Origin of the sequence: Nonomuraea pusilla (assembly GCF_900109355.1) — a bacterium.
Classification (GTDB): Bacteria; Actinomycetota; Actinomycetes; order Streptosporangiales; family Streptosporangiaceae; genus Nonomuraea; species Nonomuraea pusilla.
Genome location: NZ_FOBF01000002.1, coordinates 550,685 through 577,021, shown reverse-complemented (window position 1 = coordinate 577,021; position 26,337 = coordinate 550,685). Strand labels below are relative to the sequence as shown.

The following is a 26,337-nucleotide window of genomic DNA, read 5'->3' as shown; positions in this document are numbered from 1 at the left end:
TCCGTTCCGCTCATACCGGGCGGGCCTCGACGATGCTGTGGGGCGGCTCGGTCGGGTGGATCGCGACGACCTCGAAGCCCGACTCCCTCACGAGGCCCGTCCAGTCGGCGACGGTCCGCTCGCGGCCCCCGTTGGTCACCGCCATCGAGATGTCCATCAGCTTGATGTAGTGGGGGTCGTTGCCCTCGGGGACCACCCCGTCGACGATCAGTACGCGGGCGTCGGCGTCGGCGCCGATCGCCTGCCGGATCCGGCCGAGCACCTTGCGGCACTCGGCATCCGCCCAGTCGTGCATGACGGCCTTGAGCGTGTACGCGTTCGCGCCGGCCGGCACCTCGTCGAAGAAGCTGCCGCTGACCAGTTCGACCCGGTCGGCGACACCCTGCGCGGCCAGGACGGGCGGCGCCGACGCGATGGCGGTCTCCAGGTCGAACAGGATGCCGCGCGAAGCGGGGTAGCGCCGCAGGATCGCCGACAGGAACCGGCCCTGGCCGCCGCCGATGTCGGCGATTGTGGCGAACCGCCCGAAGTCGAAGGAGTCGGCGATCTTCGGCGCGCGGCTCTCGTTCAGCTCGGACATGGCCTTGTGGAAGGCCGCGGCGAACTCCGGGGCCTCCTGCTCCAGGTACTCGAAGAAGTTCTTGCCGGCCCGCAGCCTGCGGCCGTTCGGCTCGCCCGTGCGTACGGTGTCGATGGCGTAGCCCCAGCAGTTCCAGACGGTGGTCTCGCCGTAGAAGTAGGCAAGGTGCCTGAGCGAGCCCGGTACGTCGCTGCGCAGGTACTGAGCCTTCGGTGTGAGCTCGAAGTGCTTGTCCTCGCGTTCGGCGAAGACGCCGACGGACGCGGCGGCGCGCAGGAACCGGTACAGCGTCGGCGCGTGGGTGTCCGTCTCGGCGGCGAGGTCGTCGACGCCGCGGGGCCCGTCGGCGAGCAGGTCGGCGACGCCGAGGCGGGCGAGCACGTTCAACGTGCCCGCCACCCACTTGCCGGCCAGCATCATGAGCAGCTCCTGCTGCTCCTCACCAGGACCCTGCTCCAGGACACGGTCGGTCGAGGTCGTGGTCATCCCGAATCCTCCTTTGGGTGACAGGTCGCTTCGGCCGCCCCTGAGCCGGTCAGGGTCCTGCCGTTCCCGGCAGGCTCCCACCGGCGGTTCAAGGGCGGATGGAACCGGTATGGGGCGAGGACCGCGTCACGGCCGAGCGGTCCCCGAGGTCTTCTCGAGCCCCGGTGCGCATCCTGGGACGACGTTCACGATCCCGAGGAGTTGCCATGCCGTACACGGCGATCACTTACGACATCAAGAGCGGATACGAGGACGAGGTCGCCGAGGTGTTCAACAACTTCCGCCGGCCTGCGGGGAACGTGGTCCCTGGGGCCGACGGCGCCCAGGCGGGCCGCATCCTCGCCACGGCGGTGTTCATCCGGGACAGCACGCTGGTGCGGTTCATCGAGTACGAGGGCGACCTCGACGCGGTGATCCGGTTCATGGCCGTCCAGCCGGGGGTGGCGGAGGTGGAACGCAAGCTCGCCCCCTACCTGAACAAGCCACGCGACACCGGCACGGTCGAGGGTTTCCTGCGGACCTTCAACGCCAGCCGGCTGCGCTGCATCACCCAGTTCGCGGTACCCCGACACCAGGACGCCTCAGCCTCTGCGGCAGATCAGTAGGGTGTCGAAGTCTCCGAGCCGCTTCTCCTCCTGCGCGGTGAAGCCGGCCAGCGCGGCGTGCTGCCGAAGCTCCTCGACCGGGTACTCCGAGCCGCCCTCGGTGACCAGCAGCATGTCCAGGCTGATCACCAGGTTCTCCACCTGGGCCGGGCCCTCGTCCAGCATCCGGTCGTAGATCAGCAACGCGCCGCCGGGGCGGACCGCCGCGCCGGCCTTCTGCACCAGCAAACGGCGACTGTCGGCGTCGTAGTCGTGCAGTACGTGCCCCAGGACCACGACGTCGGCCTGCGGCAGCAGGTCCTGGAAGAAGTCGCCGCCGGTGAAGCGCACCCTGCCGGTCAGGCCGAGGCCGGCCATGTGATCGGTGAAGAACGGCTCCATCTGCGGGAGGTCGAACACGTTGCCGGTCAGCTCGGGGTGCGCCTTGACGATCTGGCCGGCGAGGTTGCCCCGGCAGCCGCCCACGTCGAGCAGCGTCGAGTGGCCGGAGAAGTCGAACGCCTCGATGAGCTGAGGCCCCAGGACCTGGGTCAGCGCGTCCATCATCTGGATGAAGCGGCCCAGCACCTGCGGGTCGCGCAGGACGTCCTGGAAGTTGCCGCGCGCCTGCGGCAGGCCGGTGCGCAGGGCGTCGGACAGCTTGCCCCACGCCGGATAGAGGTTGTCGTTGGCCCGGCGCATGAACCCGCCGATGTAGGTCGGCTGCTCGCGCACCAGGTACTGGTCGGCGCCGGGGGCGTTGCGGTAGCCGTCGCCCTGCCGTTCGAGCAGGCCGAGGGCGGTCAGGAGGAGCAGGAAGTCACGCAGGCCGCGGCCGTGCAGCCCGAGCCGCTCGCGGATCTCCTCCTCGGTCGCCGGGTTGTCGTGCAGCTCGGTGAACAGGTCGAGTTCCACCGCGGTGAGCAGGGCCTTGGACTCGCAGAAGGCGTTGCACAGCCGGATGAGCCCGGTAGGGGTGGTGACGTCCGGAGCGATGCCCGTCATTCGTGACTTCCTTTCTCGCACCCGTGGCCGACGGTCGTGCCGGGTCGCTGGCGACGCTTCCACCGGAGGGTGGAGACAGGCTCGAAGCCGGTTGGAGGCGTGGGCCGGGGCCGCCGGTTCTCGACCGGGGCTCGAGGGGCGGACCAGCCGGTGTCCGCACGATGAGCGGAGCCGTACGTCGCAGCGAGAGGAATGGTCTGGTGGATCAAGGGCTACGCGGCAAGCGTGTGCTGGTGACCGGGGGGACCAGGGGCATCGGCCGTGCCACTGTCCTCGCTTTCGCGCGGGCCGGCGCACATGTCCTGGCATGTCATCACACCGAGGGAGAGGAAGCCGACAGCCTCGTCAGGGAGTTGAAGGAGCTCGGCGACCGCAACCAGGTGGTGCGGGCGGACGTGACCGACTCCGCGGACACCCGGCGGCTGGCCGGCACCGTGGAGGCCGCGTTCGGCGGGCTCGATGCCCTGGTCAACAACGTCGGCGTGGACGGCGCCGCACCCTTCGCGGAGATCTCGGGCGAGGAGTGGCGGCGGCTGCTCGACCACAACGTGACCTCCGCCTACCTGGTCACACAGGCGATGCTCGGCCTGCTGGCCGAAGGCGCCTCGGTGATCAACATCGGGGCGTCGGCCGCGCTACGCGGGCGGGTCAACGGCGTGCACTACTCCGCCTCGAAGGCGGCGCTGATCGGGTTCACGCGCGGGCTGTGCAAGGAACTGGGCTCGCGCGGGATCAGGGTCAACCTCGTCGCGCCCGGTCTCACGGAGACAGAGCCGGGGGCGGGACTGCCGCCGCAGGTGGTGGAGCGCGTCGTCGCGATCACGGCACTGGGACGGCTCTGCCGGCCCAACGACGTGGCCGGCGCGGTGCTGTTCCTGGCCGGGGACACCTCCCGGTACATCAGCGGCGTGGCGCTGAACGTGGACGGCGGGATCTGAGCCGTCGCCGGCATGGGAGCGGCCGCGGGCGGCTGCGGGCTGTCGCAGGAGCGGACTGGAGGCTACATGGACATCGGAGTCGGTTTGCCGAGCACCGTTCCCGGGACGGACGGCCGCGAGCTGGTCGAGTTCGCCCGGCGGGCCGACCGGCTCGGCTTCAGCACGCTGGCCGTGCTGGATCGGCTGGTCTACGACAGCTACGACACCGTGGTGGCGCTGGCGGCCGCCGCGGCCGTGACCGAGCGCATCACGCTGGCTCCCACGATTCTGCTGGCCGCCTACCGGCCGAGCGCGGTGCTCCTGGCCAAGCAACTGGCCAGCGTGGACCGGCTGGCCGGCGGCCGGCTGGTGGTGGGCGTCGCCGCGGGCGGGCGGGAGGACGACTTCGTCGCGACCGGCGTGCCCTACGACGGGCGCGGGCGCCGGCTCGACGACCTGTTGGAGGAGATGGAGCGCGTGTGGTCGGGGGAGGGCGCGGTCCCCGGCGTCGGTCCGCACCCGGTCCGCGGGCGGATCCCGCTGTGGATCGGGGGTAATTCGGCCGCTTCCATGAGAAGGGCGGCCAGGTGCGGCATCGGCTGGATCTCTGGAAGCACCCCCCTGCACCGGTACGCGGAAGTGGCCGCCGAGGTACGGCAGGCCTGGGCGGACGCGGGCCGGACCAGCCCGCCGAAGCTGGGCGCCCTCGCCTACGTCGCCCCCGGAGCGGACCGTAACCGGGCCGGTGCCCGCTACCTGCTCGACTACTACGCCTACACCGGCGGCAAGGCCCGCTTCCTGGCCGACAGCCTGATCGCCGATGACGCCCGGCTGCGCGAGACGATCGACGGTTACGCCGCAGCGGGTTGCGACGAGCTCATGTTGATTCCCTGCACGTCCGATGCCGACCAGCTCGACCTGATCGCCAAAGTGGCCTTCGGTTGAGTCCCTTCGACTGAGTCCCTTCGACTGAGTCCTTTCGACGAGCCAAGGAGGATGCCATGCCGTACGCGGCCATCACCTACCGAGTCAAGCCCGGGCACGAGGAGGAGATAGCCGAGATCTTCGCCGGCTTCCAGCGGGTCGACAGCCCGGTGTTCACCGGCGACGACGGCGCCGCGGCCGGCCGGCTGCTCGGCACGGCCGTCTTCCTCAAGGACGACGTGCTGGTGCGGGTCATCCACTACGAGGGCGAGTTCGCCGCCATCGCCCGCCACATGGCCGGCCAGCGTGGGGTGCACCTGATCGAGCAGAGGCTCGCCCCCTACCTGCAGGAGCAGCGGGACACCAGTGACGAGGCCGGATTCAGCCGGTACTTCCGCGACGCCGTGATGCGCTGCATCTCGCAACTGTCCGTGCAGACCCATCCCGCGGCGAGGTGAACGTGCAGCCCACGTCGATCGCCGTGCTCGGGCTGGGCGGCATGGGGGCAGGGATGGCGCGTGCCCTGCTTGCCGCGGGTGCCGCCGTCACCGCGTACAACCGCACGCCGGACAAGGCCGTGCCGGTGGGCGAGGCGGGCGCCACGATCGCCGCCTCGGCGGCCGAGGCGGTAACCGGCGCCGAGGTCGTGCTGCTCAGCCTCGCCGACGAGGCAGCCGTGGAGCAGGTGCTGTTCGGCGAGCTCGACGGGCGGCTGCCGCCGGGCACGATCGTCGTGGACACCTCGACGGTCACGCCCACCTTCGCCGTGGCCGCCGCCAAGCGGCTGGCCGAGGCGGGGGTGCGGCGGGTCGAGGCCTGCGTGCTGGGCAACCCCGCCATGGCCGCCAAAGGGGAGTTGCGCGTCTTCGCCGCCGGTGAGGAGTCGGCCGTGGAGGACGCCCGCGAGGTGCTCCACGCGATCGGCCAGGACGTCCGCCGCCTCGGCCCGACGGGCAACGCGAGCGCGTTGAAGCTCGCGTTCAACCTGATGCTGGGCGTGCAGATCCTCGGGCTGGCGGAGGCGGTGCGGTTCGTCGAGACCATGGGCATCGATCGCGGCCTGCTGCTGGACGTCTTCGAAAGCAGCGGCTGGCGGTCGCCGGTGCTGTCGTTCCGCGCGCAGTTCATGCGGGCGCGGGCGTACCGGCCGGCGGCCTTCCGGTCCGCGCTCATGCACAAGGATCTCGCCCTGGCGAACCAGGAGGCGCTGGCACGCGGGACGGAGCTGCCGGTGACCGGTTGCGCCCTCGGCAGGTATGCCGATGTGCTGGCGAGCGGCCGCGGCGACGACGACGCGGCCACCGTGGCGGAGCCGCTCCCGGGCGGAGACGGATCGGCGCGATGATCACGGATCTGCTGTCCATAGCGGCGCTGGTGGGCAGCGGCATCGTGGCCGGGGTGCTGTTCGCGGTCGCGCTGAGCGTGCTGCCCGCGCTCTTCGCCATGCCGGCCGACCGCTACGTCTACACCCACCAGCTCGTCGGCCGCCGGTGGGATCCCACCATGCCGATCCTCGTGCTCTCGTCAATGATCATCGACGTCGTCCTCGCGGTGCTGACGAGAGCCGAGCCCGCCCTGCTCTTCGCCACGGCCGCCGTCCTGCTGCTCGGGGTCTCGGTGGTCTCGCACTTCTGCAACGTCCCGATCAACCGGGTGGTCAAGGCCCTCGATCCGGACGAGGTGCCGCCCGACTGGCGCGACCCCCGGCCGCTGTGGCGCCGATGGCATCTGCTGCGCACCGCGCTCGCCCTGCTGGGGGTGACGGTGAACGCCGTCGCCGTGGTGCTCGGCTGAGGCGTCGAGCACGAATCGAGAAGCTCTCCAGCCGGAGAGGTGAACCTGAAACTGTCCGAAGTGCCGTATTACGGCGCTGTTGACGGAATGGAGAGATCTGGAATGAACACCTTCGACCTGGACGAGCTGCGGGGCATCCTGCGCGGCATGGGAGGTGCCGACGAGGCGGCCCTCGACGGCGACATCGCGGAGACGGAGTTCGGCTACCTCGGCTACGACTCGCTGGCCCTGCTGGAGCTGTGCAACCAGTTGGAACGCCGCTACAGCATCCAGATCAGCGACGACGCGGTACTGAACATGCCGACGCCGGCCAAGGCGGTCGAGTACGTCAACTCGCTGCTGATGGCGGAGGAGAGGGCGTGACATGGCCGGGCACACCGACAACGAGATCGTCATTGCCGCGCCGATGCAACTCGTCTGGGACATGACGAACGACATCGAGTCGTGGACGGAGCTGTTCAGCGAGTACTCCGAGGCCAAGATCCTCTCGGATCGGGACGGCACGATCCTCTTCCGGCTCGCGCTGCACCCCGACGAGAACGGCAAGGTGTGGAGCTGGGTGTCGGCGCGGCGCCCGGACGAGGCCACCCGGACCGTCCGCTCGCAGCGGGTGGAGACCGGACCGTTCAAGTACATGTGGATCTACTGGGAGTACCTGCAGGAGGACGACGGCGTGCGCATGCGCTGGGTGCAGGACTTCGAGATGAAGGCGGAGGCGCCGATCGACGACGCGACGATGCAGGCGCGCCTCAACCGCAACACGCCCACCCAGATGCGCCTGATCAAGCAGAAGGTGGAAGCCGTCGCCGCGCGTCGCTAGGCGATGGTGCAGGAACGCGGCTCGGTGGCAGGCTGCCTGACTGGAGGGCTCATGCTGGAGATCGTCGTCTCGCTCGTCCTGCTGGCCAACGGCTTGGCCGCCGGGGTGCTGCTGGGCACCCAGATGGGCGGCTGGCCGCTGCTGGACAGCCTGCCACCGGACCGGTACGTGCACGCGCACGCGTTCTTCTCCACCCGTTTCGACCCGTTCATGCCCATCTGCCTGCTCATCACCACGCTCGGCGACCTCGCTCTCGGCCTGCTCGCCGGGAGTGCCACGGCTCGTGTGCTCTATCTGGCGGCGGCCTCGCTCTGCCTGGGCACGATCACGATCTCGCTGACCAGGAACGTGCCGGTGAACCGGTGGGTGCGAGCCCTGGACCCGGACAACCTGCCCGAGGACTTCGCCGAACGGGATCCGCGGCGGCGCTGGGGCACCTGGAACCGCGTCCGCACCGCCCTGACCGTTCTCGCCCTGCTCATCAACTGCGGCCTCGTCGGCCTGACCCTGTGAGCGCACGATCCAGGCGCCCGCGTCCGCGGTGACTCACTCCGCCTTGGCGGCCTCCAGGACGGGCACGCTTGCCGCCCGGCGCGCGGGCAGCGCCGAGGTCGCCAGCGTCGCCACCGCGGCACCCGCCGCGAGCGCCAGGTACAGCCACCACGGCGGGTCCGGGCGCAGGAACGAACTGCCGCTCGTCACGTGCAGCAGCGCCAGCGTGCCGATCCCGATCACGAGGCCGAGGATCGTGCCGAGGACCACCACGGTGGCCGCCTCCCAGCGGACGATCGAGCGGATCTGCCTCATGGTCGCGCCCACGGCGCCCAGCAGCCCGAACTCGCGGGTGCGTTCTACGACGCTCATCGTCACAGTGGTCGCCATCCCGAACAGCGCCAGCAGCAGCGCCATGCCGACGAAGCTGTACGTCGAGCGCAGGGCCCGGGTGAGCGACTGCGACGCCGCGGCCACGTAGGCGTCACGGTCGAGGACCCGCACCCCGGGCACCCCGGCCACGGCGCGCGCCAGAGCCTCCGGCGAGCCGCCCCGCACGAGCACCGCCAGGGCGGCGGCGTTGACGTCGAGCCGGTCCATCGTCGCCGGAGCCACCAGCGCCTGATCGGCGAACAGGTGGGACGGGTCGTGGTACGAGCCCGCGATGGTGAGCACGGTGCGGCCCTGCGCGCCGCGCACGATGATGTCCTCGCCGCGCCGGAGCCCCCGTTCCTTCATGACGGCCGACGACAGCGCGATCTCCCCTTCCCGCAGCGCGGGTGGCCGGCCGCCCAGTCGCAGCACGTCACGCAGCCCCGCCTGCTCGGCACCACTGACCAGGAAGCGGAACGGCTCGGCCGCCGCTCGCGTCGGCTTGGCCGGCACCAGCGTGACCTCGGTCCGTGTCAGGACGGCCGTTCTGGACACCCCCGGCGCGCCCGTGACCTTCGCCGCGACGTCGCGGCCCAGGGGCGCGGGCGCACCCTCGGCGGTCCTGGCGGTCGAGGTGATCGCGTGCTCGGCCGCCATCACCTCCCGTCCCGCCTCGCGGAACCGGTCGTTCACCGACATCGTGACCAGCGCCAAAGAGGCGACCAGCGCGACACCCAGCATCAGCGACGACGCGGCCGAGGAGACCCGGCGCGGGCTGCGCGTGATGGTGGCGTGCGCCAGCCGTCCGGTCTCCCCGCTGACCAGCGTCCCGATGCGGCCCACCAGCCCGCCCAGCGGCCCGACGAAGAACGGGGTGAGCACGGCCAGCCCGGTCACCGCCAGCATCGACGCGAAAAGGATCATCAGCGTGATGGCGAACGTACGATCCGAGCCGGGCGGATCGCTGACGCGGACCGTCACCGCCACCGCGCACAGGAAGCAGGCGCCGACGAAGATCACGGATGCGGACAGCAGGCGTGGCCAGCGCCGTTCCCGGGGTTCGGCGACCGTGCTGCGCAACGCCTCGATGGGCGAGACGCTCCCGGCGCGGTACGCCGCCCGCCACGCGGCGGCCTGGGTGACCAGGAGACCGACCACGACCGGGACGGCCAGCGCGACCAAGCCGACCTGGGGGGCGGAGGCGGACACGTCGAAGCCGTCCCGGGCGAACAGCCAGATGATCATCTCGGCGAGCGGGAAGCCCGCGGCCACGCCGCCCACCGCGGCGACCGCGCCCAGTACCAGCGCCTCCAGCCGGATCAGGCGGCCGATCTGCCGCGGTGTGGCGCCGATAGCGCTCAGCAGCGCCAGCCGGCGGGTGCGCTGCCGGACGAGGGTACCGAAGGTGTTGGCCACCACGAACAGCCCGACAAAGATCGCGACGGAGGCGAGCATGCCGACGACACCGGCGATCGAGGCGCCCTCACCGGAAGCGGCGGCGGTCTGCGCGTTCCGTACGGACTCCGCAGTGCGCACCGTGACGGCCTCGCCCAGGTCGCGGGCCAGCTCGCCACGCAGCCGATCGGCGGAGACGCCAGGTGCGGTTTTCAGCCAGACGCTCTGCCAACTGCCCGCGGGCAGCATCGCGGCGCGCTGCACGGTCTCGGGCGGGGCCAGCACCAGGTCACCGGCGGCCACCGCGCCGCGGCCCTGAACACTGACGATCCCGGCGATCCGCACCTGGCGCGTCTGGCGGGGCAGTGTCAGCGTCATGGTGTCGCCGACGCGCAGATCCCCGGCGAGAGACATGTGCCGGACGATCGCCACCTCGCCGTCCGCGGTGGGGGCGCGTCCCGCCTCCAAGCGGTAGGGGTTCAACTCCGGATCGGAGACCCAGGGACGCAGCAGCGTACGGCCCTCGGCCGCCGCCGTGATCGCCTGCCCGTCGGTCCGGGAGGCCGTCACCGCAGTCGTGGCGTCCCCGACTGCCGCCGCCACCCCGGGCCGGGAGGCGACCTGATCGAGCCGGATCCGGCCGTCGGGCGGCGCGAACGGGTCGCCCGGATCGACTGTGCCGCCCTGCACCAGCACGTCCGCGTGGACGTACTCGCTGGCGTCGCTGCCGGCCACCGCCTCCTGCGCGCGCAGTGCGAACTGCAGCGAGCCCGCAATGAGCGCGATCGATCCCAGCGCCGCCAGCAGGGTGGCGGTCAGCCGCAACCAGCCCTCGGCGAACGTCCGGCGCGCGATGAGCCACAGGGGGTTTCCCATGGCCTCAGCCCTCGATCTTGCGCATGCGGGCATGCACGGCGTCGATGGTGGGTCCGGCCAACTCGTCCACGATCGCCCCGTCGGCCAGGAACAGCACCCGGTCGGCGTACGCGGCGGCCACCGGATCGTGCGTCACCATGACCACTGTCTGCTGGTAGTCGTCGACCGCCGCACGCAGGAAGCCCAGTACCTCCGCGCCGGAACGGGAGTCCAGGTTTCCGGTGGGCTCGTCGGCGAACAGCACTTCCGGCCTGGTCAGCAGCGCCCGCGCCACGGCGACCCGCTGCTGCTGGCCGCCGGACATCTCCGTGGGACGATGGGCCAGCCGCCCGCGTAGCCCCAGCGTGTCCACGACCGTGTCGAACCACCCCTGATCCAGGTCACGGCCCGCCAGCCGTCCGGTGAGCCGGATGTTCTCCTCCGCGGTCAACATCGGCAGGAGGTTGAACGACTGGAAGACGAACCCCATCCGGTCGCGGCGCAACTCGGTGAGCCGGGTGCGCGACAGTCCGGTGATGTCGACCTCACCGACGACGATGCTGCCGGACGTCACGGTGTCCAGACCGGCCAGGCAGTGCATGAACGTCGACTTCCCCGACCCCGACGGCCCCATGATCGCGGTGAACTGGCCGCGGACGAAGGACACGGAGACTCCGCGCAACGCGCTCACCGCGCCATCGCCGGCACCGTAGGTCTTGACCACATCCGCCGCCGTCATGACCAGCTCGGAGACACGCTCGCCGGGCGGAGCCCCGATCATCGATGCCCTCCCGCGCGGGGGGAGAGCGCGTGCCGTGCGTTCATCCTGCGCGTGCGCCGGCGGGTCAGCCCGGGCATGAGGATCTCTCCTGGTCGACGACATATAGGTGCGTTCCGAGATAGTCTCACTCTGAGATTTTATCAGGCGGTAGTAGAATGGGCGCATGCTCCAAGACCTGCTCGAGCGCTTCCTGGCCGGCGACGGCGGCCCGGCCGCCGACCAGGTGGGGCTCGGCATGCTGCTGGCCGAGGTGCACAACCAGAGCCGGGAGCGGCTGAACCAGGCGCTGCGCCCGCTCGGCCTCAACGTCCGCGGATTCGCCATGCTGCTCGCGCTGCCGATGTACGGCCCGGTCAGCCAGCGGGAGCTGATGGACCGTACAGGCATCGAGAAATCCGCGATGGTCCGGCTCATCGACGAGCTTGAGGAGGGTGGGCTGGTCTCCCGCCAGCGGGCACCACAGGACCGGCGCGCGTACTGCATCGTGTTGACACCTCACGGCGAGCAAACCCTGGCGGAGGCGCGGCAGGCCACCGAACAGGTGGGGGGGCACCTCTTCGGCTGGCTCGCCGACCCCGAGCGCCGACAACTGGTCGATCTGCTGCGTGGCGTGGCCGAACGCGCCGCCCCATCCGGCCCGAGGCTCCTGGGCCGTGTTTCATGAGCCTTGAGCCGCACGCTGATCGCAACGACGGCTTCACCGGGTACGGCGGTCAAGTGTCCGAGAACACGAAGATCATGGTGTTGCGGCATGAGGTGGCGGTGCCGCGGCGCGACGCTCTGGCTGGCCGTACTCGACCATGGCCGCGCTGGAGACCGGCCGCGCCTCTCGGACCTGGTGCTGAATGCCCAACGGCCACGCCCCGACGACGATGAAGCCGCCGTCACCGCGACACAGGTCCTGGTCGCCCGTCTGATCGAAGCCGGCCGGTGGCGAGATGGTGACCCGGACATCCTCATCGCGCCCGACGTCGGCTACGACACCGCGCGCCTGACCGTCCTGCTGGACGGCCTGCCGGTGGAGGCGCCGGCCCGCCTACGCTCCGGACCACGGCCACCGCCACAACCGGTACGGCAAGGCCGCCGATCCTCCGGCGGGCCTGCATCTTCGTCCGGGGCGGCTATCGACGGATGACAGGCAGCCGATCGGCCACGGTGAGAAGCAGCGGATGTTTCGTCTGCTCGGTCAGGAACGCCTGGCAAGCACAGCAAGGCGGCTTGTACGGTCCGTACGCGAGAGCGGCCGCCGAGCAACCAGCCATGATCAACGACGAGGTCAGAGGCCGGCGAGGACCGAGAAAACCCCAGGTCGAACGCGGTGTTGAAGAGTAGGGCGGGCGGGACTTGAACCCACGACCCACGGATCATGAGTGGAATTGATCTTGTCGCCTGGTAGGTCGCCTGACCTGCGCCTCACGACAGATTCTCTCGTGTTGGGTCCCAGCCATTCCGCGTATATGCCGGATCTTGATCCCGTACTTGTACTGGTCGCTTCGTGGGTCTTGAGGTATCCGCCGGCCGTAACTGGCTTCGTTCGCTACGGATCAGGGTGCGCGGAACCTTCTATTTACAAGGTGCCCAAAGGGACTTCGTGGGTGTTCATAGGTGTCCGCCACCTCGCCTGACGGCATCCTCGTCGTTCGTCTCCGTACACCACAGTTTAAGATCGTCCGTTCGGGCGGCTCCCATACCTGGGCACAGGTCAGGTGGGGCGGGTGGCATCCTCCTGCCTTTCCGCCGCTGAGCGGTGCTTGACTGCTCGGTGGACCGGGGCTGAGGAACGAAGTCCCGGACCGTCGATCGCCCCCAGCCAGGAACGGCGGCCCCGCCACAGTCAGGCGATCGTGAGGGCGGTACTGTCCCTGCACCTCCCGACCGTACGCTGGCGTTCCCCTGGCTTGAGGTTCTTCCCGATCATCAGGGATGAGGAAGTCGGCAGGGAGCTGGTGAATCGGGTCCTGATAGTGGGCGCCGACGCGATATCCGGGACTACGACCCCTTGGCCAGGCGCCTCACCAGGAAGAACGCTAGGCCGTGGACACGCGCTCGGACGACGTCATCTCAGGCCGCATGGACCCAGCAGAGAAAGTGGCTTCCTACCAGTCGGTGAGGTCGACCAGGCGGACGCAGCAAGGATCGGGTTCAGCGTAGCGGTAGGTTTCGGTGATGAGGGATGGAAGCGCGGGCAAGAGAGCTGTGAGGGCTCCTGACGGGCGCGTGTCCACCGCGACAACGCCTTCCGGGACTTTGCTGGAGGCCAGGTAGAGCCGGAGTCTGTCTGCGGAGCGGAACAGGAATCCGAGCAGGAGCGGATCAAGCCGCTCCTCTCTCCAGGGCCATACGAGGGTACGCAGGATCGTGTAGACGTTGTCCTCGGGTGTGGGCGCGGAGAGATCGACCGACAGGGGATGATGCACCGTGATGAGGGGGATTCCCATCAAGTCGCTGACGTGGCGGCCTGGGTAGCGGTCGTTGTCTGTGCAGATCGTGCGGAGGATCCCGGCGATGTCCCGGCCGGTCAGGTAGTAGTCGTCGACGTTCAAGGGGATTTCGTAGCCGACCATCTGGTCTGGTTCGTCGACTGATCCGTTCGGGGGGCCGAGAACCACGCACACCGATGGTGCGGATGCCGGCGCCGGAAGGATTCCGCGGATGTGCACGGAGCCGGTGAGTGGGGTCTGCGTATGGTGAAGCAGCAGGGCGACAATGTCGGCCTGCTGCTCTGTGATGTCCTCGTCCAACACCCTTGTCTCCACTGGTTCATCAAGCTGGGGCATCTGTTGCCCTTCACGCCCTAGCAGTAGGCGATGATCACACCCCTCATCTCTTACCACCTTCTCCGACACCCGCGCGGCGTTGGCACTAGGGGGTGTCCCGTGGATCTTCGGCCTGCTCTACGGCGATGGAGGCGATTCGGCTCCGCTCGCTCAGGGGCAGGCCGTGGGCTTTGGCCCACTGGCGGATCTCGGCACTTTTGTCGCGGCTCATCGCACGCCGACCGCCACTCTGGACAGCGCTGACGAAATGCAACGTGCTCAGAGTGGACAAAGTGAGCGCTACACCGGTCATCTTGGCCGCCAACGCGAAAGCCCGAGCGACAGAGTCCTCGGCCATGCGGGCTGACCAGGAATCAAGCATTCCCTCGTCCTGCGGGGGCTCGAGGACCATGCCGACCTGACGCATTAAGCCGTTCAGCCGATCAGGATCACTGCCCCATCGCCTGTCCGGCTCCCGTGAGAGGAATCTCGTGATGATGGTGCCATCAACGGCATATTCGAATCTGTGCTCGGCGTAGTCGTTGCGACCGACGCTGACAACCTCGCCAGCCCGAGACAGCTGGTTCATCATCAGCACGGCTTGCCCGCCCCACGGCTCGATGGCCACGCTCCACTCGCCGACCTGTGCGACGCCGACGTACCTGACGTCCGCAGCGTCCTCGAAGTAGGCTCTGGCACGACCGCACAGCTCTTTGAAGCTCATCGTTTCCGCTGGCGTGACAGGTTCGAAGCAGCTCAGCACCTCGGCTGGGTCGAGCCGGTGGAGAAATGACACGCAGAAGGTGTCTCCGAGCAGGTCGTGCTCATCTCCTTGGTGCTCTTCCAGCCAGCGGAACTGGCTGAGGAGATCGGTCACCGTACCTCCCTTGATCGGCTGGCGACATGCTGGCAGTCTGCACCGACAAACCGCGGCCATATGTCCCACGCCCAAGGGGTTGCCACTTCGATCACGAGACGGGGTAACGAAGCCAGATCCTGATCGAGGCAACGTCGATGGTGCCCTGATAGATCCTCTCGCGTTTGTCGGTGCGTAAGGCCACCGCACGGTAATCCTTCAGCTTGTTGACGCACCGCTCGGCGGTGTTGCGCTCCTTGTACCACTCAGCATCGAAGCCGGGCGGTCGTCCACCCCTGCGACCTTGCCTGAGACGGTTGGCTCGCTGATCCTTCTTGATCGGGATGACGGCCTTGATGCCGCGCCGACGCAGGTAGGCGCGATTACCCCGGGACGAGTACGCCTTATCGGCCAACACCCGCCCAGGACGCGTACGGGGACGGCCCAGGCCGCGAGGCGCGATCCGCACCCGCTCCAACACCCGCCGGAAGTATGGACTGTCCCCATGCTGGCCAGGGCTGATGAGCGTCGCGATCGGACGGCAACGCCGGTCGGCGACCAGGTGAATCTTGGTGCTGAACCCGCCCCGCGAGCGGCCCAGCGCCTCTCGTCCCTTCACCGGTTTGTGATCTACAGCACCCCCTTTACCGGAAGTCGGCCGGCGGCGCCTGACGAGCTCCGGCGGCATGCTGGTGGAGCCAGGTGCCGTCCATCGACCAGCGACGATGGCGGTTATAGACCGTCTTCCAGTTCCCGTAGCAGGACGGTAGATCACGCCATGTGATGTTGGTTCGTGTCCGGAGGAACACCCCATTGATCACCGTCCGGTGATCCGCCCATCGGCCGCCCTGCCGTGGGTTGACCGGCAGCAGCGGCGCCAGCCGTTCCCACTCCTCATCGGTGAGATCGTGGCGCTTCAGACGCTCATCATCCACACGGATGATCTACATCAAAGCATTATCAAAGATCCACGGGACACGCCCTAGCGAACCCGAAGAGTCCAGACGTGCTGCCGATGATCGTGAGCTTTCAAGAGCGATGTTGATGCCGGCGCGGTTCCCCGCGCGAGACCGGCCCCCAGGCCGCAGCTCGCGCGGGGAGGGCCGCGCGGGCTGCGGCGGCGCAGCCGCCGCCTCGACGAACTCGGCGGCGTTTCCCGCCGCACCTTCTACCGCTGGCGGGAGATCGGCAAGGCGCCGGAAGGCATCCGCCTCCCGAACGGCGAACTCCGCATCAACCGCAGCGACCTCGAAGCCTGGCTCGAATCCCTCAGGAGCGCGGCATGACCACTTCGTACAAGGTCAAGTTCTGGGACATCCGCACCAACACCCGATCCGACGGCACCGGCAAGAAGCCTCGGATCGTCTGGCACACCGTCCGTTGGACGGTCGGCGACCGTGAGAAGTCCTCGACCTTCAAGACGAAGGGCCTGGCCGAGAGCTTCCTGTCCGACCTCCGGCAGGCGGCCAAGAAGGGCGAGGCGTTCGACGTGGAGACCGGCCTCCCGCTGTCGATGGCCAAGGCCAAGGACACTCGGACCTGGTACGCCTTCGCCGTCGCCTATGTCCACACCTGGTGGCCTCACGCGGCGGCCAAGTCCCGCGAGGGCATGACCGACACCCTCGCCACCGTCACCCGCGTGCTGGTCAACGACGCGCCAGGCCGGCCGTCCGATGAGATCATCCGGCGGGCGCTGCGCGAGTACTCCTTCCTCCCGGAGGACCGCAGGTCGCAACCATCACCGGAGATCGCTCGGACCGTGCGCTGGCTGGAGGCGTCGTCGCTCCCGTCAAGCGCTCTGGAGGAGACCAAGCAGGTGCGGGGCGTCCTGGAAGCCCTGTCCTTGCGCATGGACGGGAACGCGGCCGCCACCTCCACCTATCGCCGCAAGCGGGCCATCATCCATCACGCTCTGGAGTACGCCGTCGAGCTGGAGGAGCTTTCGGCAAATCCGCTGCACAAGGTCAAGTTCCGCAAGGCCAAGGTGAGCGGCGAGGTCGATCGGCGCTCGGTCGTCAACCCCGGACAGGCGCGGGAACTGCTGACGGCGGTGACCTACGTCGGGCGCTCGCGCGGTCCGATGCTGCGGGCACTGTTCGCCTGCATGTACTTCGGCGGCCTTCGACCGGGAGAGGCGGCAGGTCTCCGGCACGACAACTGCTTGCTCCCAAAGGAGGGGTGGGGCTTGCTCACCCTTCAGAAGACCCGCTCGGAGAGCATCAAGCGATAGGCACGACGAGCGGCGCCTGAAGCATCGCGACGTGAAGACGACCCGCGTCGTGCCCATCCCACCGGAACTGGTGGCCATCCTTCGCGAGCACATCGAACGGCACGGCGTGGCCGAGGACGGCCGGCTGTTCCGCACGCGAACCGGTGCCGTCTTCTCGGGCTCGACCATCTCCAAGGTCTGGAAGGAAGCGCGGGCCTTCGCCCTCACCCCCGACCAGGTCACCTCCCCGCTCGCTGCCCGGCCGTACGACCTGCGGCACGCGGCCGTGTCGCTCTGGCTCAACGCCGGCGTCCATGCCCCGGAGGCCGCCGAGCGTGCCGGGCACGGGGTAGATGTGCTGCTCAAGGTGTACGCCAAGTGCATCGACGGACAGCGTGAGGTCGCCAACGGCCGGATCTTGGAAGCCCTGTCGCGGTGATCGCGCGGAACGCAATGGACCCCGGACTCCATCCGGGGTCTTTTGCTGTGCGCGACCTGGGGAAACCGCCCCGAGATCCATTCCGTGTATGTTCCGCGACGGGTGGCACACGACTGCTCCCGGCTGCCTCTGACTGCCTGCCCGCGAACCCCGCCATCCTGCGAAACCCCTGCTCAGAGAGTGAATGCGGTAGTGAGGTGAGTAGGGCGGGCGGGACTCGAACCCACGGCCCACGGATCATGAGTCCGATGCTGTCGGCGTCTCCGCTGAAACGCCGGCAGAGGCCTCCGTCTCGGGCTGAGCAGATGGGCGGCGGGATTGCTGCTCGCGCAGGAGCGCCTGCGCGACGGCGGCGGCCGTGACGGCCTCTTCGCGTTGCTGCTGGGCGGCCTTCAGCGCGCTGGTGAGGCCAGCGAGTTCGCCCCGCAGCCGTTCGGCCTCGTCGAGCGACGCGGCTCTGGCTTGGTCAGCGAGGGTGCGGGCCTGCTCGGCCACGGCGGCCGTGGTGACCGCCTGTTCGCGCCGCTGACGTTCGGTGGCCAGCGCCTGGCGTAGCCGGTCGGCCTCCTCGGCGTGCGCCTCGGCGGTGCCGCGGGCTTGGTCGCGTTCCTGTTCAGCCTTCCGGGTCTGGGCTTCCTGTTCCTGCAGCTTGTGACGGAGGCCGCCGAGTTCGCGCTGCCGGTCGGCGGCCTCGTGCTCCAGTGCGGCGATGCGGGCGGTCGCGGCGGCGTGCAACTCGGTGAGCTCGGCGGTTCGCCGGCGAGCGACATCATGGTCCTGCTCGGCCCGGCGCTGCCGGTCGGCGGCTTCGGCGGCGAGCCGCTCGGCCTGAGCACGTGCGTTCTGGTGCTCGCCGACCTGGCGCCAAGCGTCCTGCTCGCGTTCCTCGGCACGGTCGCGGGCGGTCTCCGCCTGCTTCCGTGCCTGCTCGGCAGCGGCGATCCGCGTGGTGGCGGCGGTGGCCACGGTCGTCGCGCGCTGCTCGGCCGCCGCGGCGGCCGAGCGAGCCTCCTCAGCGGCCTGCTCGGCGGCCTCGATCTGGGCGAGTGCGCCGTTGTTCAGCTCGGCGAGCTGGGCGCGCAGCGCGTTCTGAGCGGCCTGCCATTGCTCGCCGGCGGTGAGCAGCGGGGCAAGGAGGTCCTGGACGCGGAGCAGGGCGTTGGCGACGGGGGCGGCGTGCGCGGTGGTACGTGCCCGGTAGGCCGCGGCGCGGCAGGCGTCGCTGCAGTACTTGGCCCGGCTGCTGCGTCCGGGCAGGGCCTTGGCGCAGCCGGGGCCGGCGCACCGCGGTTCCGGTTCCTCGCCGTTCATCCCGTTATCGCCAGTCTGTCCGGTCTCTGCCGGAATGCTCTCCACTGCAGTTTCCTGATCGTCGGCCACGGTCCGAAGACTAGCGTTCTCAGCGTTCGAACGCATCTGTTTCGTGCGTACGCGAACGGTTGAGTGTCGGAAGCCTGACCCGTGATAACCTTCCTTATCAGAGGTCAGGATGGGATTGGTGGGAAAGGGGAGAAAACGGACATGGGGTACGGCGGGCTGATCCAGCCGGCGGGGGAGCGGCCCCCGATTTCCGGGACACCGGAAAACCACGCCGCGCACACCGCGGCCGACTACGCGCTCAGCGACGAGACCCGGAAGTTGATCGCCGACGGCGTGCCGGCCAACACCCGCCGCGCCTACACCCGCCAGTGGGCCGCCTTCGCCGCCTGGTGCGCCGCCCACGAACGCCTCGCCCTGCCCGCCACCGAGCAGACCCTGGCCGAGTACACCGCCCAACTGTGCGCGGCCGGGCAGGCCCCGGCCAGCATCGAGCAGGCTCTGGCCGCCGTCCGCACCATGCACCGCCTGTCCGGCCACCCCGGCCGGCCCGGCACCGAGGCGGCCCGGCTGGCGCTGCGCGCCTACAAGCGCAGGCGCGCCGACGACGGCGGGCGGGCACAGCGCGAGGCGCCGCCCATCACCATCGACGCGCTGCGTGCGATGGTGAGCGCCTGCGACCTCACCACCGCCCGCGGGCTGCGCGACCGGGTGCTGCTCGTGCTCGGCCTGGCCCTGATGGGGCGGCGCAGCGAGCTCGTCGCCCTGACCCGCGACGACGTGCGCGAGGTCGCCGACGGCCTGGAGGTCACCATCCGCACGTCCAAGACCGACAAGGATTCCCGCGGCGAGACCATCGCCATCCCGCGCGGCTCTCACCCGCTCACCGACCCCGTCGCCGCATGGCGCGACTGGCTACAGGTACTGGACCAGGCCGGGCACACCTCCGGACGGCTGCTGCGCCGCCTCACCCGCCACGGCACCGTCGGCCCCTCGCTCGGCGCGGACGCGGTCAACGTCATCGTCCGCGACCTGGCCGTCCGCGCCGGGGTCCCGTCCGCCGACCGGGTCACCGCGCACAGCCTGCGTGCCGGCGGCGCCACGGTCGCCTATGCCGCCGGGGTCCCGGTCTCGGTCATCGCCAAGCACGGCCGCTGGGCCCCAGCCTCGCCCGTGGTGCTGCGCTACATCCGCGCCGTCGACCGCTGGCGCGACAACGCGATGCGCAACGTGGGCCTCTGACCAGCCAAAACAGCACGGCATCGGCAAGGCGCCGGGTGGAGGAGAGCACGTGCCGCAACCCTGTCGACCGCGGCAAGCCTCAGGAGATCCGTGCTCGTGGACGGCAGCGGTCTTCCGATCGGCTGGGTCTCGGCTGCGGCTGACCAAAACGATGCAACTGGCATGACCTGATCTTCTATCGGCCTCAGGAGAACACCCGCTACACCCACATCGACGCGTTGTTCGGTGAGGAGGCGGTCGACTGGCAGCTGATCGAGACGCATTGGAGTGACCTGCTGCGTACCGCGATCTCGATCCGGGAGAACCGGCTGTCGTCGTTGACGCTGCTGCGCCGGCTCGGCAACCACTTTCGTAAGAACCGCCTGTATCGCGCCTTCCGCGAACTCGGGCGCGCGATCCGCACCGTCACGCTTTTGCGCTGTTTGTCCGAACCGGGGTTGCGCGAGCAGATCACCCAGGTCACCAACCGCAACGAGGCCTTCCACGCCTTCGCCGACTGGCTGATGTTCGGCGGCAAGTTGATCGGCCACAACGATCCTGACCACGAGGAGAAGGTGGTGAAGTTCAATGAGCTGATCGCCGACTGCGTCATCTACTCCACCGCCTGCGACATCACCGACGCCGCCAACGACATCGCCGCCGAAGGTCGGCCGGTCGACCTGGACGATCTGAGCCACCGTCTCGCCCTACATCACGAACACCGTGCGCCGGTTCGGCAACTGGACGCTCGATCTGACCCCGCCGGATCAGAACCCGACCACCCGACTCGACCTCGAACCCCGTGTGCTGTTCGCGACCTGATCGCAGGAAGACATCGTTGGCAGGGTTGCAACGGCACTCTTTGTCCGCCACTGGAGCGTCGGTCCGGTGTCTCTCCGACCGGCGCCGTGATCATGAAATGTCGCACCAGGCACAATGAATGCACTGTTCTGTCAACAGTGATGAGACGGTTTGCGACCGCCGGCGGAAAGCGGGGTCAGGAAGGGCGGCCCAGCGGGTGGTGGACCCAGATGTTGGGTTCGACGTAGACGGCGTGCTGGTGGGTGAGGCTGGCCTGTACGGGCACCAGGGCGCCGGGCACGATCACCGGTCCGTCGGCGTCGAAGGGCAGGCCGGTCCATTCCCGCCATTGGGTCAGGGATCCGGCCACCGTCATGGAGGCGGGTGCGAGGCCGATGATGGTGCCGCCGGCGCGGACGTGGGTGCGCAGCCACGGGTCGGCGGGCAGCCCGTCCTCGGGGCGGGTGCGCGTTGCGTAGTCGGCCATCGGGGTGTGGGGTTCGTGGTGTTTGCGGGTGGGCCTGACTGGGGCGACGACGTGGGTGAGCCCGGCGGTGCGGGCGGCGTCCTTCAGGGCGGCCAAGACCCGGGCGGGCAGGCCGGTGCCGCGGTGGGTGGGTTGGACGGTGATGGCGAGCAGGCCGAGGGTGTCGGGTGGGGTGCCGGTCTGGGTGTCGGCGAAGGCCCAGGTGAGGATGTCGTCCCAGCCGCCATCGGGCAGCCGTCCGCGGCCGGGGAGCGCCAGTGCGAACGGCACGCCATGGCCACGGGCGATGACCTGGCCGTCGGCGCTGGTGGCCACGACCGAGAACTGCGGGAAGCGGTCCTGCAGGCGTGCGTGCAGACTCCAGCGGCCGGCCAGGTCGCCGGCCAGGAAGGCGGGCATCTGCGGCCCCTGGCCGGCGGCGCCCTCTCCGTACGTTCCTTCCCCGTGCGCGCCCTCCCCGTGGTCCTCCTTCCTCGGGGTTCCCTCTCCCGCGGCGGGGGCCAGATGCGGGCGTTCGGCCACGGTGGTGATCCGCACGTCGCGGCGGGACGAGACCGGGAGGTGCGCAGGGCCGCTCTGGCTCACCAGCCCGGACGAGGTCGCGATGATCGACGTGGGGAGGGCGGCGGTCGCGCTGGTCGGTGCGGCCTGCGGGGGCGGGGCGTCGCCGAACAGGTGGCGGGTGGCGGCGGGCAGGTCGATGATCCCGTTGAGGCAGCGTTCGGGCTTGCCGTGGGCCTGCTCGGTGGTGCAGGGGCGGGCGGCGGCCAGCAGCGCGTCGCGGACCGCGAGGGGATCGGCCGGGCGGCCGAGATGGCGCTGCAGGCTGACCAGCAGCGCGGCGGCGCCGGTGACCAGGGCGACCGAGATGCAGGTGCCCTTCTGGGCCTTGATGCCCCCATCGCCGGGGGTGGCGCCGTAGACGGCTTCGCCGAGCGCGACCAGGCCGTGCCCGGCGTAGGCGGGGCCGTGGTTGCTGAAGAAGAACATGGCGCCGTCGGCGCGGTGCGCGCCGACGGCGAGCACGCCAGGCAGGTTGGCCACGGCGATGCTGTGCTTGCCGTAGTCGTTGCCGGCCGGGGCGGTGACCAGCACCCCCGCCTCGATCGCGGCGGCTACGGCGCGTTTGAGCATCGGGTCTGCGTCGTGGGAGGCGGTGTGGTGGGCCAGGGTGTACTGGATGATGCTCGCCCCGGCCTGGACGAGTTCTTCGATGGCGCGGGCGGCTGAGTGCGGGTCGGGCACGTGCTCTTCGCCGGCGGGGTGGTTCAGCATGATGAGCCGGCAGCCGGGGGTGAGGCCGGGCAGGACGCTGCCGGGACGGCCGGCCAGCACGCTGGCGGTCCAGGTGCCGTGCTCGCGGGCCTGGTCATCGGCCGCGATGGAGGGCAGCCACCACGGCTCACGCGCCTCGACCTGAGCGCCTGCCAGGCAGGGGTGGGACAGATCAGGCGGGCCATCGACAACGCCGATGATCACTTCCGGGTGGCCGTGGGTGTGCCGGTGCAGGGCGGTGATGCCGGGCACGGCCTGGACGGGGTAGCGAGGCGGAGCCGGCGGGGCCGCCTCCTTGGCCGCCGGTGGGGTGGAGCCGCCCGCCCGCTCCCGTCCCCGCTCTCGTTCCTGCTCCTGTTCCGGGGGGCGGGGCTGGTCCCGGCGTGCCGGCGGGGCGGAGAGCGAGGCCTGCGCTGGGGCGGGTGCGGGGTGAGGCATCGGGCGGGCGCTCCTTACATGCGGGTGGCAGGGGTTACCAGGTCGCCGACAGCATCGCTTCGTGGTAGCTGGGCATGCGGAAGGCGGCCGGGGCGCCGGTGTTGGCGTTGAACAGCAGCCACGCCTGAACCCGCCGCTGCTGGGCGGGTGTGGACTGTTGCAGGTCGATGGTGGTGTAGGGGTCGATGAGCTGCTCGCGGCGCACCGGCGGCGCCTGCGGCGGGAACGACGACGACATGAGCTCCTGTCCTTCCGGGCGAGGGCGGGTCAGGCTTCGGGCCAGGAGCGGACCGGGCCGAGGGTGACCGGCAGCACGTCCTTGACGTCGATGGTGAAGCGGTAGACGCGCTTGGCCCGCTTGCCGTTCTCGGGGTCGAAGAAGCGCAGCTTGACGTCCCAGCAGTCGGAGTCGGGGCGGCCGTAGGGGCTTTTCTCGGTGTCGATGTTCTGCAGCGCCATGCCGCGGCCGAGCGCTTCCGCGAGGGTCTCGCGCACCTGGACGGCGTTGGTGGCGGCGTAGTTGAGCGCCCGGTCCCGTGACGTGGCGCCGAAGTTGCGCAGGTCGTAGTAGATGCGCTGGAGGAAGTCGGCGACCGCGTCGTTGAGGGTGGCGCCGCTGGGGGCGGGGGTGCCGGCCTGGCCACGCTGGTTGTGCTCGGGAACGCCGCAGTCCACCACCGCCTGGGCGAGGGAGGCGACCGACCAGCCGTACAGGCCGCGGTTCAGGTTGACCTCGATCACCGGGACGTGCTGGCCGTTGAACAGCCGCACGGTGCGGCCGGGCAGCGTGCCGGGCACCGAGACGCGATCGACGAAGGCGGTGTTGTCCTCGGCGAGCTGCTGGCGTTCCAGGAAGTCGACCAGGCGCTCGTAGACACCGGGGCTGTAGCCGCCGACCGGCTCGATGGCGTAGATCGGGGTCAGGTCGAGGTTCAGCGTCCAGATCAGCGGCTTGGCCTCGGAGGGGTTCTCGCGCAGGTAGGCGACCATCTGACGCGGATCGTACGGGTTGCCCGGCACGCTGTGCCCGCCGGCGTCGACGTGCGGCATGAGCTGCTTGAAGGTGTCACGGCGGGCCTCGCTGCCGAAGTCGTAGCCGAGCGAGCCGAGCGCGTACACCAGCCGCCGCGCTCCGCTGGGGGCCTGTTCGGCGGAGGTGACCACGCCGGTGCTGATCGGGGAGGCTGCCACGACCGGCGCGGGCGCAGGCGTCGCGAACGTCGGTGCCGTCGGTGCCGTCGGTGCGGAGGCAGCCGCAGCCGGGGCAGGCAGGGACGCCTCACCGGCGCTGCAGCCGCACCCGCCGGCAGCGCCGGGTTGCGGGCCGCTCTGGCATGACAGGGTCAAGACGGCCTCGGCGCTTTGGCCCAGCAGGGTCAGAGCATCCGGCGCGCCCGCGGGCGATGGGGCCGCCGTGTCGGCCGAGGGGGTTGCTGAAGAGGTCGCAGAAGAGGTCGTCACAGCAGTCACCGCTTTCGTGATGTTGAGTGTTCCGTTCAAGTACCGCGCGCACGCCTCCGAGCCCGTTCCTTGATCGGCTGGTTCGGCGCCGTCCGGCCCAGTGGTGGGGATGCAGGGGTCGGCGGTGGCGCGCAGCAGCTCGCCGACCGCGAGTGGGTCGGGCTTGCCGCCGCGCTGCAGGTGCAGGCAGGCCAGCAGCGCCGCGACCCCGGCGACGATCGGCGCAGCCAGGCTGGTGCCCGACATCCGGCCGACCCCGCCGCCGGGCAGGGCGACCGGAATGTCATTGCCGGGCGCGAGCAGGCCCTGAAGTTGGCTGCCGGGCCCGAAGTTGCTGGACGGCAGCGGCCTGCCGGACTCGTCGCAGGCGCCCACGGCCAGCACGCCGTCCAGGGCGGCGGGCACGTGATCGCACAGGCAGCCGTCGTTGCCCGCCGCGGCCACGATCAGTACGCCCTGCTCGCGGCAGCGGCGCACCGCCCGGGCCAGGACGTCCTCGGCCTCGCTCGGGTCGGCGAGCTGGCCGCCGCTGATGTTGACGACGTGCGCGCCGGCGTCGCACGCCAGATCGATCGCCCGCGCGAGATCCAGCTGAGAGGTACGCAGCCCTTCGGCGAACACCGGCACGCTGACCAGCCGACAGCCCGGCGCCACCCCGGGGACGGGGCCGTCGTGCCTGCCAGCCAGCACACCGGCCACCGCCGTGCCGTGCGCGGCTTTGCGGCCGGAGGCCGCGCCGCCCGGCCACAGGTCGAGGATTGGGGTCAGCTTCGCGCCGGCCAGGGCCGGATGCTTGGCGTCGATCAGGCCGTCGATGACGGCGATCGTGATCCGGTCATCACCCACGGTGTGGTGCCACAGCTGGGCCATACCGGGGATGGCGGGCAGCTCGCCCATGTCGCTCCCGATGCGTGGTGAGTCACTCATTGGCCGGCCGGTCGGCGCGGTGAGCGCCCGGCAACCCCTGACAGGAGCCAGGGCGGGATGTTCGGGCGCTCACCGCCTCACCGGCTGCTACTCGTCGCCCTCACCAGCGAACGGGACCCGGAAGTTCCCCGCCACGGACTGCTCGACACCCGCGAACGGACGGGAGCCGTCCCAGGCCAAGGACTGCTCGACGCCGGCGAACGGGAACCGGAAGCTCCCCCACTCGGACTGCTCGACGCCGGCCTGCTCGGTGGAGGGGACTCCGGTGATCGAGCGGTGCACGGGGGCGGATTGGATGGGCAGGGTCATGACGTTCCTTTCCGTTGGGCATTGGCTTGCCGTCCACCATCATGCTCTTACTTGGTGTGACTTATTGGTTACATAGAGCTACTGTCGCCTGTGCGACTCGGCAGCATCCGATCCCCGCCGCTTCACGGCGAGGTGAGCGCCCGGCCTCCGCAGAAAGAGTGCAGAGCGGTCGAGCACTCACCCGCTCACCTGCTGCTACTCGTCGCCCTCACCAGCAAACGGCTTGCGACAAGGATGTTGAAGGACTGCTCGACCCCGGCGAACGGGAACATGGGGCGCCTGCTGTATGAGACCGCGGCCCGGGCCGAGGAGATCTTGTCCCTCGACGTCCAAGACCTCGATCTGGAGTTCCGCCGCGCCCGCGTCCGCTCCAAGGGCGGCGCCATCGAGTACGTGCACTGGGCCACCGCCACCGCCCGCCTGCTGCCCCGCCTGCTCTCCGGCCGCACCGCCTGGCCGGTGTTCCTGGCCGACCGGCGCGCCCCCGCCTCCGGCCGCCGCGCGCCCGCGGCCGCCGACATCTGCCCCACCACCGGCCGCGGACGGCTGTCCTACCCGCGCGCGGAGTACATGTTCAAGACCGCGTCCGCCGCGCTCGACCCGCACGGCGACGGCTGGACGCTGCACCAGCTTCGCCACTCGGCGCTGACGCACCTGGCCGCCGCCGGCCGTACCGCGCCGGAACTGCAGGCCAAGTCCCGCCATCAGCACCTGGCCAGCCTCGGCCGCTACGTGCGCCTAGGCGAGGAGGCCTCCGCCCGCATCACCGCCGAACACGGCCCCGCAGCCCGTCGGCGCAAGCGCTGAACCCGGACGCCGCAAGCACGCGGTGTGTT

General features: G+C 70.1%; 28 protein-coding genes and 1 pseudogene. 17 read left to right on the top strand and 12 right to left on the bottom strand.

What is annotated here, in order from left to right; all coding sequences use genetic code 11:
* Positions 1 to 10: 10 nt before the first annotated feature.
* A complete protein-coding gene (locus tag BMX74_RS05615) occupies positions 11 to 1,066 on the bottom strand; it encodes a methyltransferase (RefSeq protein ID WP_055501923.1) in 1,056 nt (351 codons plus the stop codon).
* Between the two features lie 206 nt (positions 1,067 to 1,272).
* On the opposite strand from BMX74_RS05615, the gene BMX74_RS05610 reads away from it, so the two are divergent.
* The gene (locus BMX74_RS05610) at positions 1,273 to 1,671 is read left to right on the top strand and encodes a SchA/CurD-like domain-containing protein (RefSeq protein ID WP_055501922.1); all 399 of its coding nucleotides are present in this window, start codon (positions 1,273 to 1,275) and stop codon (positions 1,669 to 1,671) included.
* Here the strand turns inward: BMX74_RS05610 and BMX74_RS05605 are convergent.
* The gene (locus BMX74_RS05605; protein WP_055501921.1) at positions 1,648 to 2,655 is read right to left on the bottom strand and encodes a methyltransferase; all 1,008 of its coding nucleotides are present in this window, start codon (positions 2,653 to 2,655) and stop codon (positions 1,648 to 1,650) included. The two genes, BMX74_RS05610 and BMX74_RS05605, sit on opposite strands and share 24 nt — an antisense overlap.
* A 200-nt stretch (positions 2,656 to 2,855) precedes the next feature.
* Between BMX74_RS05605 and BMX74_RS05600 the strand changes: the two genes are divergently transcribed.
* From BMX74_RS05600 to BMX74_RS05565, 8 genes are all read left to right on the top strand, one after another.
* Positions 2,856 to 3,593, top strand: coding sequence for an SDR family NAD(P)-dependent oxidoreductase (locus tag BMX74_RS05600; protein ID WP_055501920.1), 738 nt, complete (start codon positions 2,856 to 2,858; stop codon positions 3,591 to 3,593).
* A gap of 66 nt (positions 3,594 to 3,659) precedes the next feature.
* On the top strand, positions 3,660 to 4,517 hold the full coding sequence (locus tag BMX74_RS05595; RefSeq protein WP_091098752.1) for an LLM class flavin-dependent oxidoreductase: 858 nt from the start codon (positions 3,660 to 3,662) through the stop codon (positions 4,515 to 4,517).
* Positions 4,518 to 4,573: 56 nt separating this feature from the next.
* Positions 4,574 to 4,954: a SchA/CurD-like domain-containing protein gene (locus tag BMX74_RS05590; RefSeq protein ID WP_091098750.1), complete on the top strand. Its 381-nt coding sequence runs from the start codon at positions 4,574 to 4,576 to the stop codon at positions 4,952 to 4,954.
* Positions 4,951 to 5,841, top strand: a complete 891-nt coding sequence (locus BMX74_RS05585) for an NAD(P)-dependent oxidoreductase (protein WP_256256783.1) — start codon at positions 4,951 to 4,953, stop codon at positions 5,839 to 5,841. Before BMX74_RS05590 ends, BMX74_RS05585 begins: the two co-directional genes overlap by 4 nt.
* Complete coding sequence (locus tag BMX74_RS05580) at positions 5,838 to 6,290, top strand: anthrone oxygenase family protein (protein ID WP_055501917.1); 453 nt, start codon at positions 5,838 to 5,840, stop codon at positions 6,288 to 6,290. The genes BMX74_RS05585 and BMX74_RS05580 overlap by 4 nt, the downstream gene beginning before the upstream one ends.
* 102 nt (positions 6,291 to 6,392) lie before the next feature.
* Complete coding sequence (locus BMX74_RS05575) at positions 6,393 to 6,653, top strand: acyl carrier protein (protein ID WP_055501916.1); 261 nt, start codon at positions 6,393 to 6,395, stop codon at positions 6,651 to 6,653.
* A gap of 1 nt (position 6,654) precedes the next feature.
* Positions 6,655 to 7,110: an SRPBCC family protein gene (locus tag BMX74_RS05570; RefSeq protein ID WP_091098748.1), complete on the top strand. Its 456-nt coding sequence runs from the start codon at positions 6,655 to 6,657 to the stop codon at positions 7,108 to 7,110.
* 51 nt (positions 7,111 to 7,161) lie between these two features.
* Positions 7,162 to 7,623 carry an anthrone oxygenase family protein gene (locus tag BMX74_RS05565; RefSeq protein WP_091098746.1) on the top strand — a complete coding sequence of 154 codons (462 nt, stop codon included), beginning with the start codon at positions 7,162 to 7,164 and terminating at the stop codon, positions 7,621 to 7,623.
* Positions 7,624 to 7,656: 33 nt separating this feature from the next.
* Here the strand turns inward: BMX74_RS05565 and BMX74_RS05560 are convergent, their stop codons facing one another.
* Positions 7,657 to 10,245, bottom strand: a complete 2,589-nt coding sequence (locus BMX74_RS05560) for an FtsX-like permease family protein (RefSeq protein WP_091098744.1) — start codon at positions 10,243 to 10,245, stop codon at positions 7,657 to 7,659.
* A 4-nt stretch (positions 10,246 to 10,249) separates the two neighbouring features.
* On the bottom strand, positions 10,250 to 11,005 hold the full coding sequence (locus tag BMX74_RS05555; protein WP_091098741.1) for an ABC transporter ATP-binding protein: 756 nt from the start codon (positions 11,003 to 11,005) through the stop codon (positions 10,250 to 10,252).
* Positions 11,006 to 11,168: 163 nt separating this feature from the next.
* Between BMX74_RS05555 and BMX74_RS05550 the strand changes: the two genes are divergently transcribed.
* Positions 11,169 to 11,669, top strand: a complete 501-nt coding sequence (locus tag BMX74_RS05550; protein ID WP_091098739.1) for a MarR family winged helix-turn-helix transcriptional regulator — start codon at positions 11,169 to 11,171, stop codon at positions 11,667 to 11,669.
* Between the two features lie 87 nt (positions 11,670 to 11,756).
* Entirely contained in the window at positions 11,757 to 12,140 is a 384-nt protein-coding gene (locus tag BMX74_RS42860) for a hypothetical protein (protein ID WP_143078563.1), read from the top strand.
* A 961-nt stretch (positions 12,141 to 13,101) separates the two neighbouring features.
* Here the strand turns inward: BMX74_RS42860 and BMX74_RS05545 are convergent.
* The 3 genes from BMX74_RS05545 to BMX74_RS05535 all read right to left on the bottom strand — a co-directional run bounded on the left by BMX74_RS05545 (position 13,102) and on the right by BMX74_RS05535 (position 15,537).
* Positions 13,102 to 13,749, bottom strand: coding sequence for a hypothetical protein (locus tag BMX74_RS05545; protein ID WP_091098737.1), 648 nt, complete (start codon positions 13,747 to 13,749; stop codon positions 13,102 to 13,104).
* Between the two features lie 118 nt (positions 13,750 to 13,867).
* The gene (locus BMX74_RS45420; RefSeq protein WP_055501910.1) at positions 13,868 to 14,638 is read right to left on the bottom strand and encodes a DUF6461 domain-containing protein; all 771 of its coding nucleotides are present in this window, start codon (positions 14,636 to 14,638) and stop codon (positions 13,868 to 13,870) included.
* A gap of 91 nt (positions 14,639 to 14,729) precedes the next feature.
* Positions 14,730 to 15,537 (bottom strand): IS5 family transposase gene (locus BMX74_RS05535; protein WP_420538116.1). Its coding sequence is split into 2 segments (ribosomal slippage): positions 14,730 to 15,285 and positions 15,284 to 15,537, totalling 810 coding nucleotides; the frame shifts between segments, so codons are not numbered across the junction.
* Between the two features lie 192 nt (positions 15,538 to 15,729).
* On the opposite strand from BMX74_RS05535, the gene BMX74_RS05530 reads away from it, so the two are divergent.
* Genes BMX74_RS05530 through BMX74_RS46260 form a run of 3 tightly spaced genes read left to right on the top strand, consistent with a single transcriptional unit; the run spans position 15,730 to position 17,265 of the window.
* Entirely contained in the window at positions 15,730 to 15,903 is a 174-nt protein-coding gene (locus BMX74_RS05530) for a helix-turn-helix transcriptional regulator (RefSeq protein ID WP_091098907.1), read from the top strand.
* Positions 15,900 to 16,847, top strand: a complete 948-nt coding sequence (locus BMX74_RS05525; protein WP_305728620.1) for a site-specific integrase — start codon at positions 15,900 to 15,902, stop codon at positions 16,845 to 16,847. Before BMX74_RS05530 ends, BMX74_RS05525 begins: the two co-directional genes overlap by 4 nt.
* Before the next feature lie 31 nt (positions 16,848 to 16,878).
* Entirely contained in the window at positions 16,879 to 17,265 is a 387-nt protein-coding gene (locus BMX74_RS46260; RefSeq protein ID WP_305728619.1) for a site-specific integrase, read from the top strand.
* Between the two features lie 237 nt (positions 17,266 to 17,502).
* Here BMX74_RS46260 and BMX74_RS05520 read toward each other — a convergent pair whose 3' ends face one another.
* A complete protein-coding gene (locus BMX74_RS05520; protein ID WP_143078562.1) occupies positions 17,503 to 18,645 on the bottom strand; it encodes a coiled-coil domain-containing protein in 1,143 nt (380 codons plus the stop codon).
* A 141-nt stretch (positions 18,646 to 18,786) separates the two neighbouring features.
* Between BMX74_RS05520 and BMX74_RS05515 the strand changes: the two genes are divergently transcribed.
* Together BMX74_RS05515 and BMX74_RS05510 are read left to right on the top strand one after the other, a co-directional pair.
* The gene (locus tag BMX74_RS05515) at positions 18,787 to 19,824 is read left to right on the top strand and encodes a site-specific integrase (protein ID WP_091098732.1); all 1,038 of its coding nucleotides are present in this window, start codon (positions 18,787 to 18,789) and stop codon (positions 19,822 to 19,824) included.
* A 164-nt stretch (positions 19,825 to 19,988) separates the two neighbouring features.
* A pseudogene (locus tag BMX74_RS05510) lies at positions 19,989 to 20,852 on the top strand (Tn3 family transposase); the annotation flags it as partial.
* On the opposite strand, the gene BMX74_RS05505 reads toward BMX74_RS05510, so the two are convergent.
* From BMX74_RS05505 to BMX74_RS05490, 4 genes are all read right to left on the bottom strand, one after another.
* Positions 20,801 to 22,804 (bottom strand): S8 family serine peptidase, encoded by a 2,004-nt coding sequence (locus BMX74_RS05505; protein ID WP_091098730.1) that lies wholly within the window; start codon positions 22,802 to 22,804, stop codon positions 20,801 to 20,803. The pseudogene BMX74_RS05510 and the gene BMX74_RS05505 overlap by 52 nt on opposite strands.
* Before the next feature lie 34 nt (positions 22,805 to 22,838).
* On the bottom strand, positions 22,839 to 23,042 hold the full coding sequence (locus BMX74_RS05500; RefSeq protein WP_055501903.1) for a hypothetical protein: 204 nt from the start codon (positions 23,040 to 23,042) through the stop codon (positions 22,839 to 22,841).
* A gap of 29 nt (positions 23,043 to 23,071) precedes the next feature.
* Positions 23,072 to 25,192 carry a PatA/PatG family cyanobactin maturation protease gene (locus BMX74_RS05495; protein ID WP_218153884.1) on the bottom strand — a complete coding sequence of 707 codons (2,121 nt, stop codon included), beginning with the start codon at positions 25,190 to 25,192 and terminating at the stop codon, positions 23,072 to 23,074.
* A gap of 87 nt (positions 25,193 to 25,279) precedes the next feature.
* Complete coding sequence (locus BMX74_RS05490; RefSeq protein WP_055501901.1) at positions 25,280 to 25,501, bottom strand: hypothetical protein; 222 nt, start codon at positions 25,499 to 25,501, stop codon at positions 25,280 to 25,282.
* A 234-nt stretch (positions 25,502 to 25,735) separates the two neighbouring features.
* Here BMX74_RS05490 and BMX74_RS05485 point away from each other — a divergent pair, with 234 nt between their 5' ends.
* Entirely contained in the window at positions 25,736 to 26,308 is a 573-nt protein-coding gene (locus BMX74_RS05485; protein WP_177227240.1) for a site-specific integrase, read from the top strand.
* The last annotated feature ends 29 nt before the right edge of the window (positions 26,309 to 26,337 follow it).

Excerpts from the sequence above, each read along its gene's own strand:
- BMX74_RS05615 (WP_055501923.1), bottom strand. The coding sequence starts at position 1,066 with ATGACCACGACCTCGACCGACCGTGTCCTGGAGCAGGGTCCTGGTGAG.
- BMX74_RS05610 (WP_055501922.1), top strand. The coding sequence starts at position 1,273 with ATGCCGTACACGGCGATCACTTACGACATCAAGAGCGGATACGAGGAC.
- BMX74_RS05605 (WP_055501921.1), bottom strand. The coding sequence starts at position 2,655 with ATGACGGGCATCGCTCCGGACGTCACCACCCCTACCGGGCTCATCCGG.
- BMX74_RS05595 (WP_091098752.1), top strand. The coding sequence starts at position 3,660 with ATGGACATCGGAGTCGGTTTGCCGAGCACCGTTCCCGGGACGGACGGC.
- BMX74_RS05590 (WP_091098750.1), top strand. The coding sequence starts at position 4,574 with ATGCCGTACGCGGCCATCACCTACCGAGTCAAGCCCGGGCACGAGGAG.
- BMX74_RS05580 (WP_055501917.1), top strand. The coding sequence starts at position 5,838 with ATGATCACGGATCTGCTGTCCATAGCGGCGCTGGTGGGCAGCGGCATC.
- BMX74_RS05575 (WP_055501916.1), top strand. The coding sequence starts at position 6,393 with ATGAACACCTTCGACCTGGACGAGCTGCGGGGCATCCTGCGCGGCATG.
- BMX74_RS05570 (WP_091098748.1), top strand. The coding sequence starts at position 6,655 with ATGGCCGGGCACACCGACAACGAGATCGTCATTGCCGCGCCGATGCAA.
- BMX74_RS05565 (WP_091098746.1), top strand. The coding sequence starts at position 7,162 with ATGCTGGAGATCGTCGTCTCGCTCGTCCTGCTGGCCAACGGCTTGGCC.
- BMX74_RS05560 (WP_091098744.1), bottom strand. The coding sequence starts at position 10,245 with ATGGGAAACCCCCTGTGGCTCATCGCGCGCCGGACGTTCGCCGAGGGC.
- BMX74_RS05555 (WP_091098741.1), bottom strand. The coding sequence starts at position 11,005 with ATGATCGGGGCTCCGCCCGGCGAGCGTGTCTCCGAGCTGGTCATGACG.
- BMX74_RS05550 (WP_091098739.1), top strand. The coding sequence starts at position 11,169 with ATGCTCCAAGACCTGCTCGAGCGCTTCCTGGCCGGCGACGGCGGCCCG.
- BMX74_RS42860 (WP_143078563.1), top strand. The coding sequence starts at position 11,757 with ATGAGGTGGCGGTGCCGCGGCGCGACGCTCTGGCTGGCCGTACTCGAC.
- BMX74_RS05525 (WP_305728620.1), top strand. The coding sequence starts at position 15,900 with ATGACCACTTCGTACAAGGTCAAGTTCTGGGACATCCGCACCAACACC.
- BMX74_RS05515 (WP_091098732.1), top strand. The coding sequence starts at position 18,787 with ATGGGGTACGGCGGGCTGATCCAGCCGGCGGGGGAGCGGCCCCCGATT.
- BMX74_RS05505 (WP_091098730.1), bottom strand. The coding sequence starts at position 22,804 with ATGCCTCACCCCGCACCCGCCCCAGCGCAGGCCTCGCTCTCCGCCCCG.
- BMX74_RS05500 (WP_055501903.1), bottom strand. The coding sequence starts at position 23,042 with ATGTCGTCGTCGTTCCCGCCGCAGGCGCCGCCGGTGCGCCGCGAGCAG.
- BMX74_RS05495 (WP_218153884.1), bottom strand. The coding sequence starts at position 25,192 with ATGAGTGACTCACCACGCATCGGGAGCGACATGGGCGAGCTGCCCGCC.
- BMX74_RS05490 (WP_055501901.1), bottom strand. The coding sequence starts at position 25,501 with ATGACCCTGCCCATCCAATCCGCCCCCGTGCACCGCTCGATCACCGGA.
- BMX74_RS05485 (WP_177227240.1), top strand. The coding sequence starts at position 25,736 with ATGTTGAAGGACTGCTCGACCCCGGCGAACGGGAACATGGGGCGCCTG.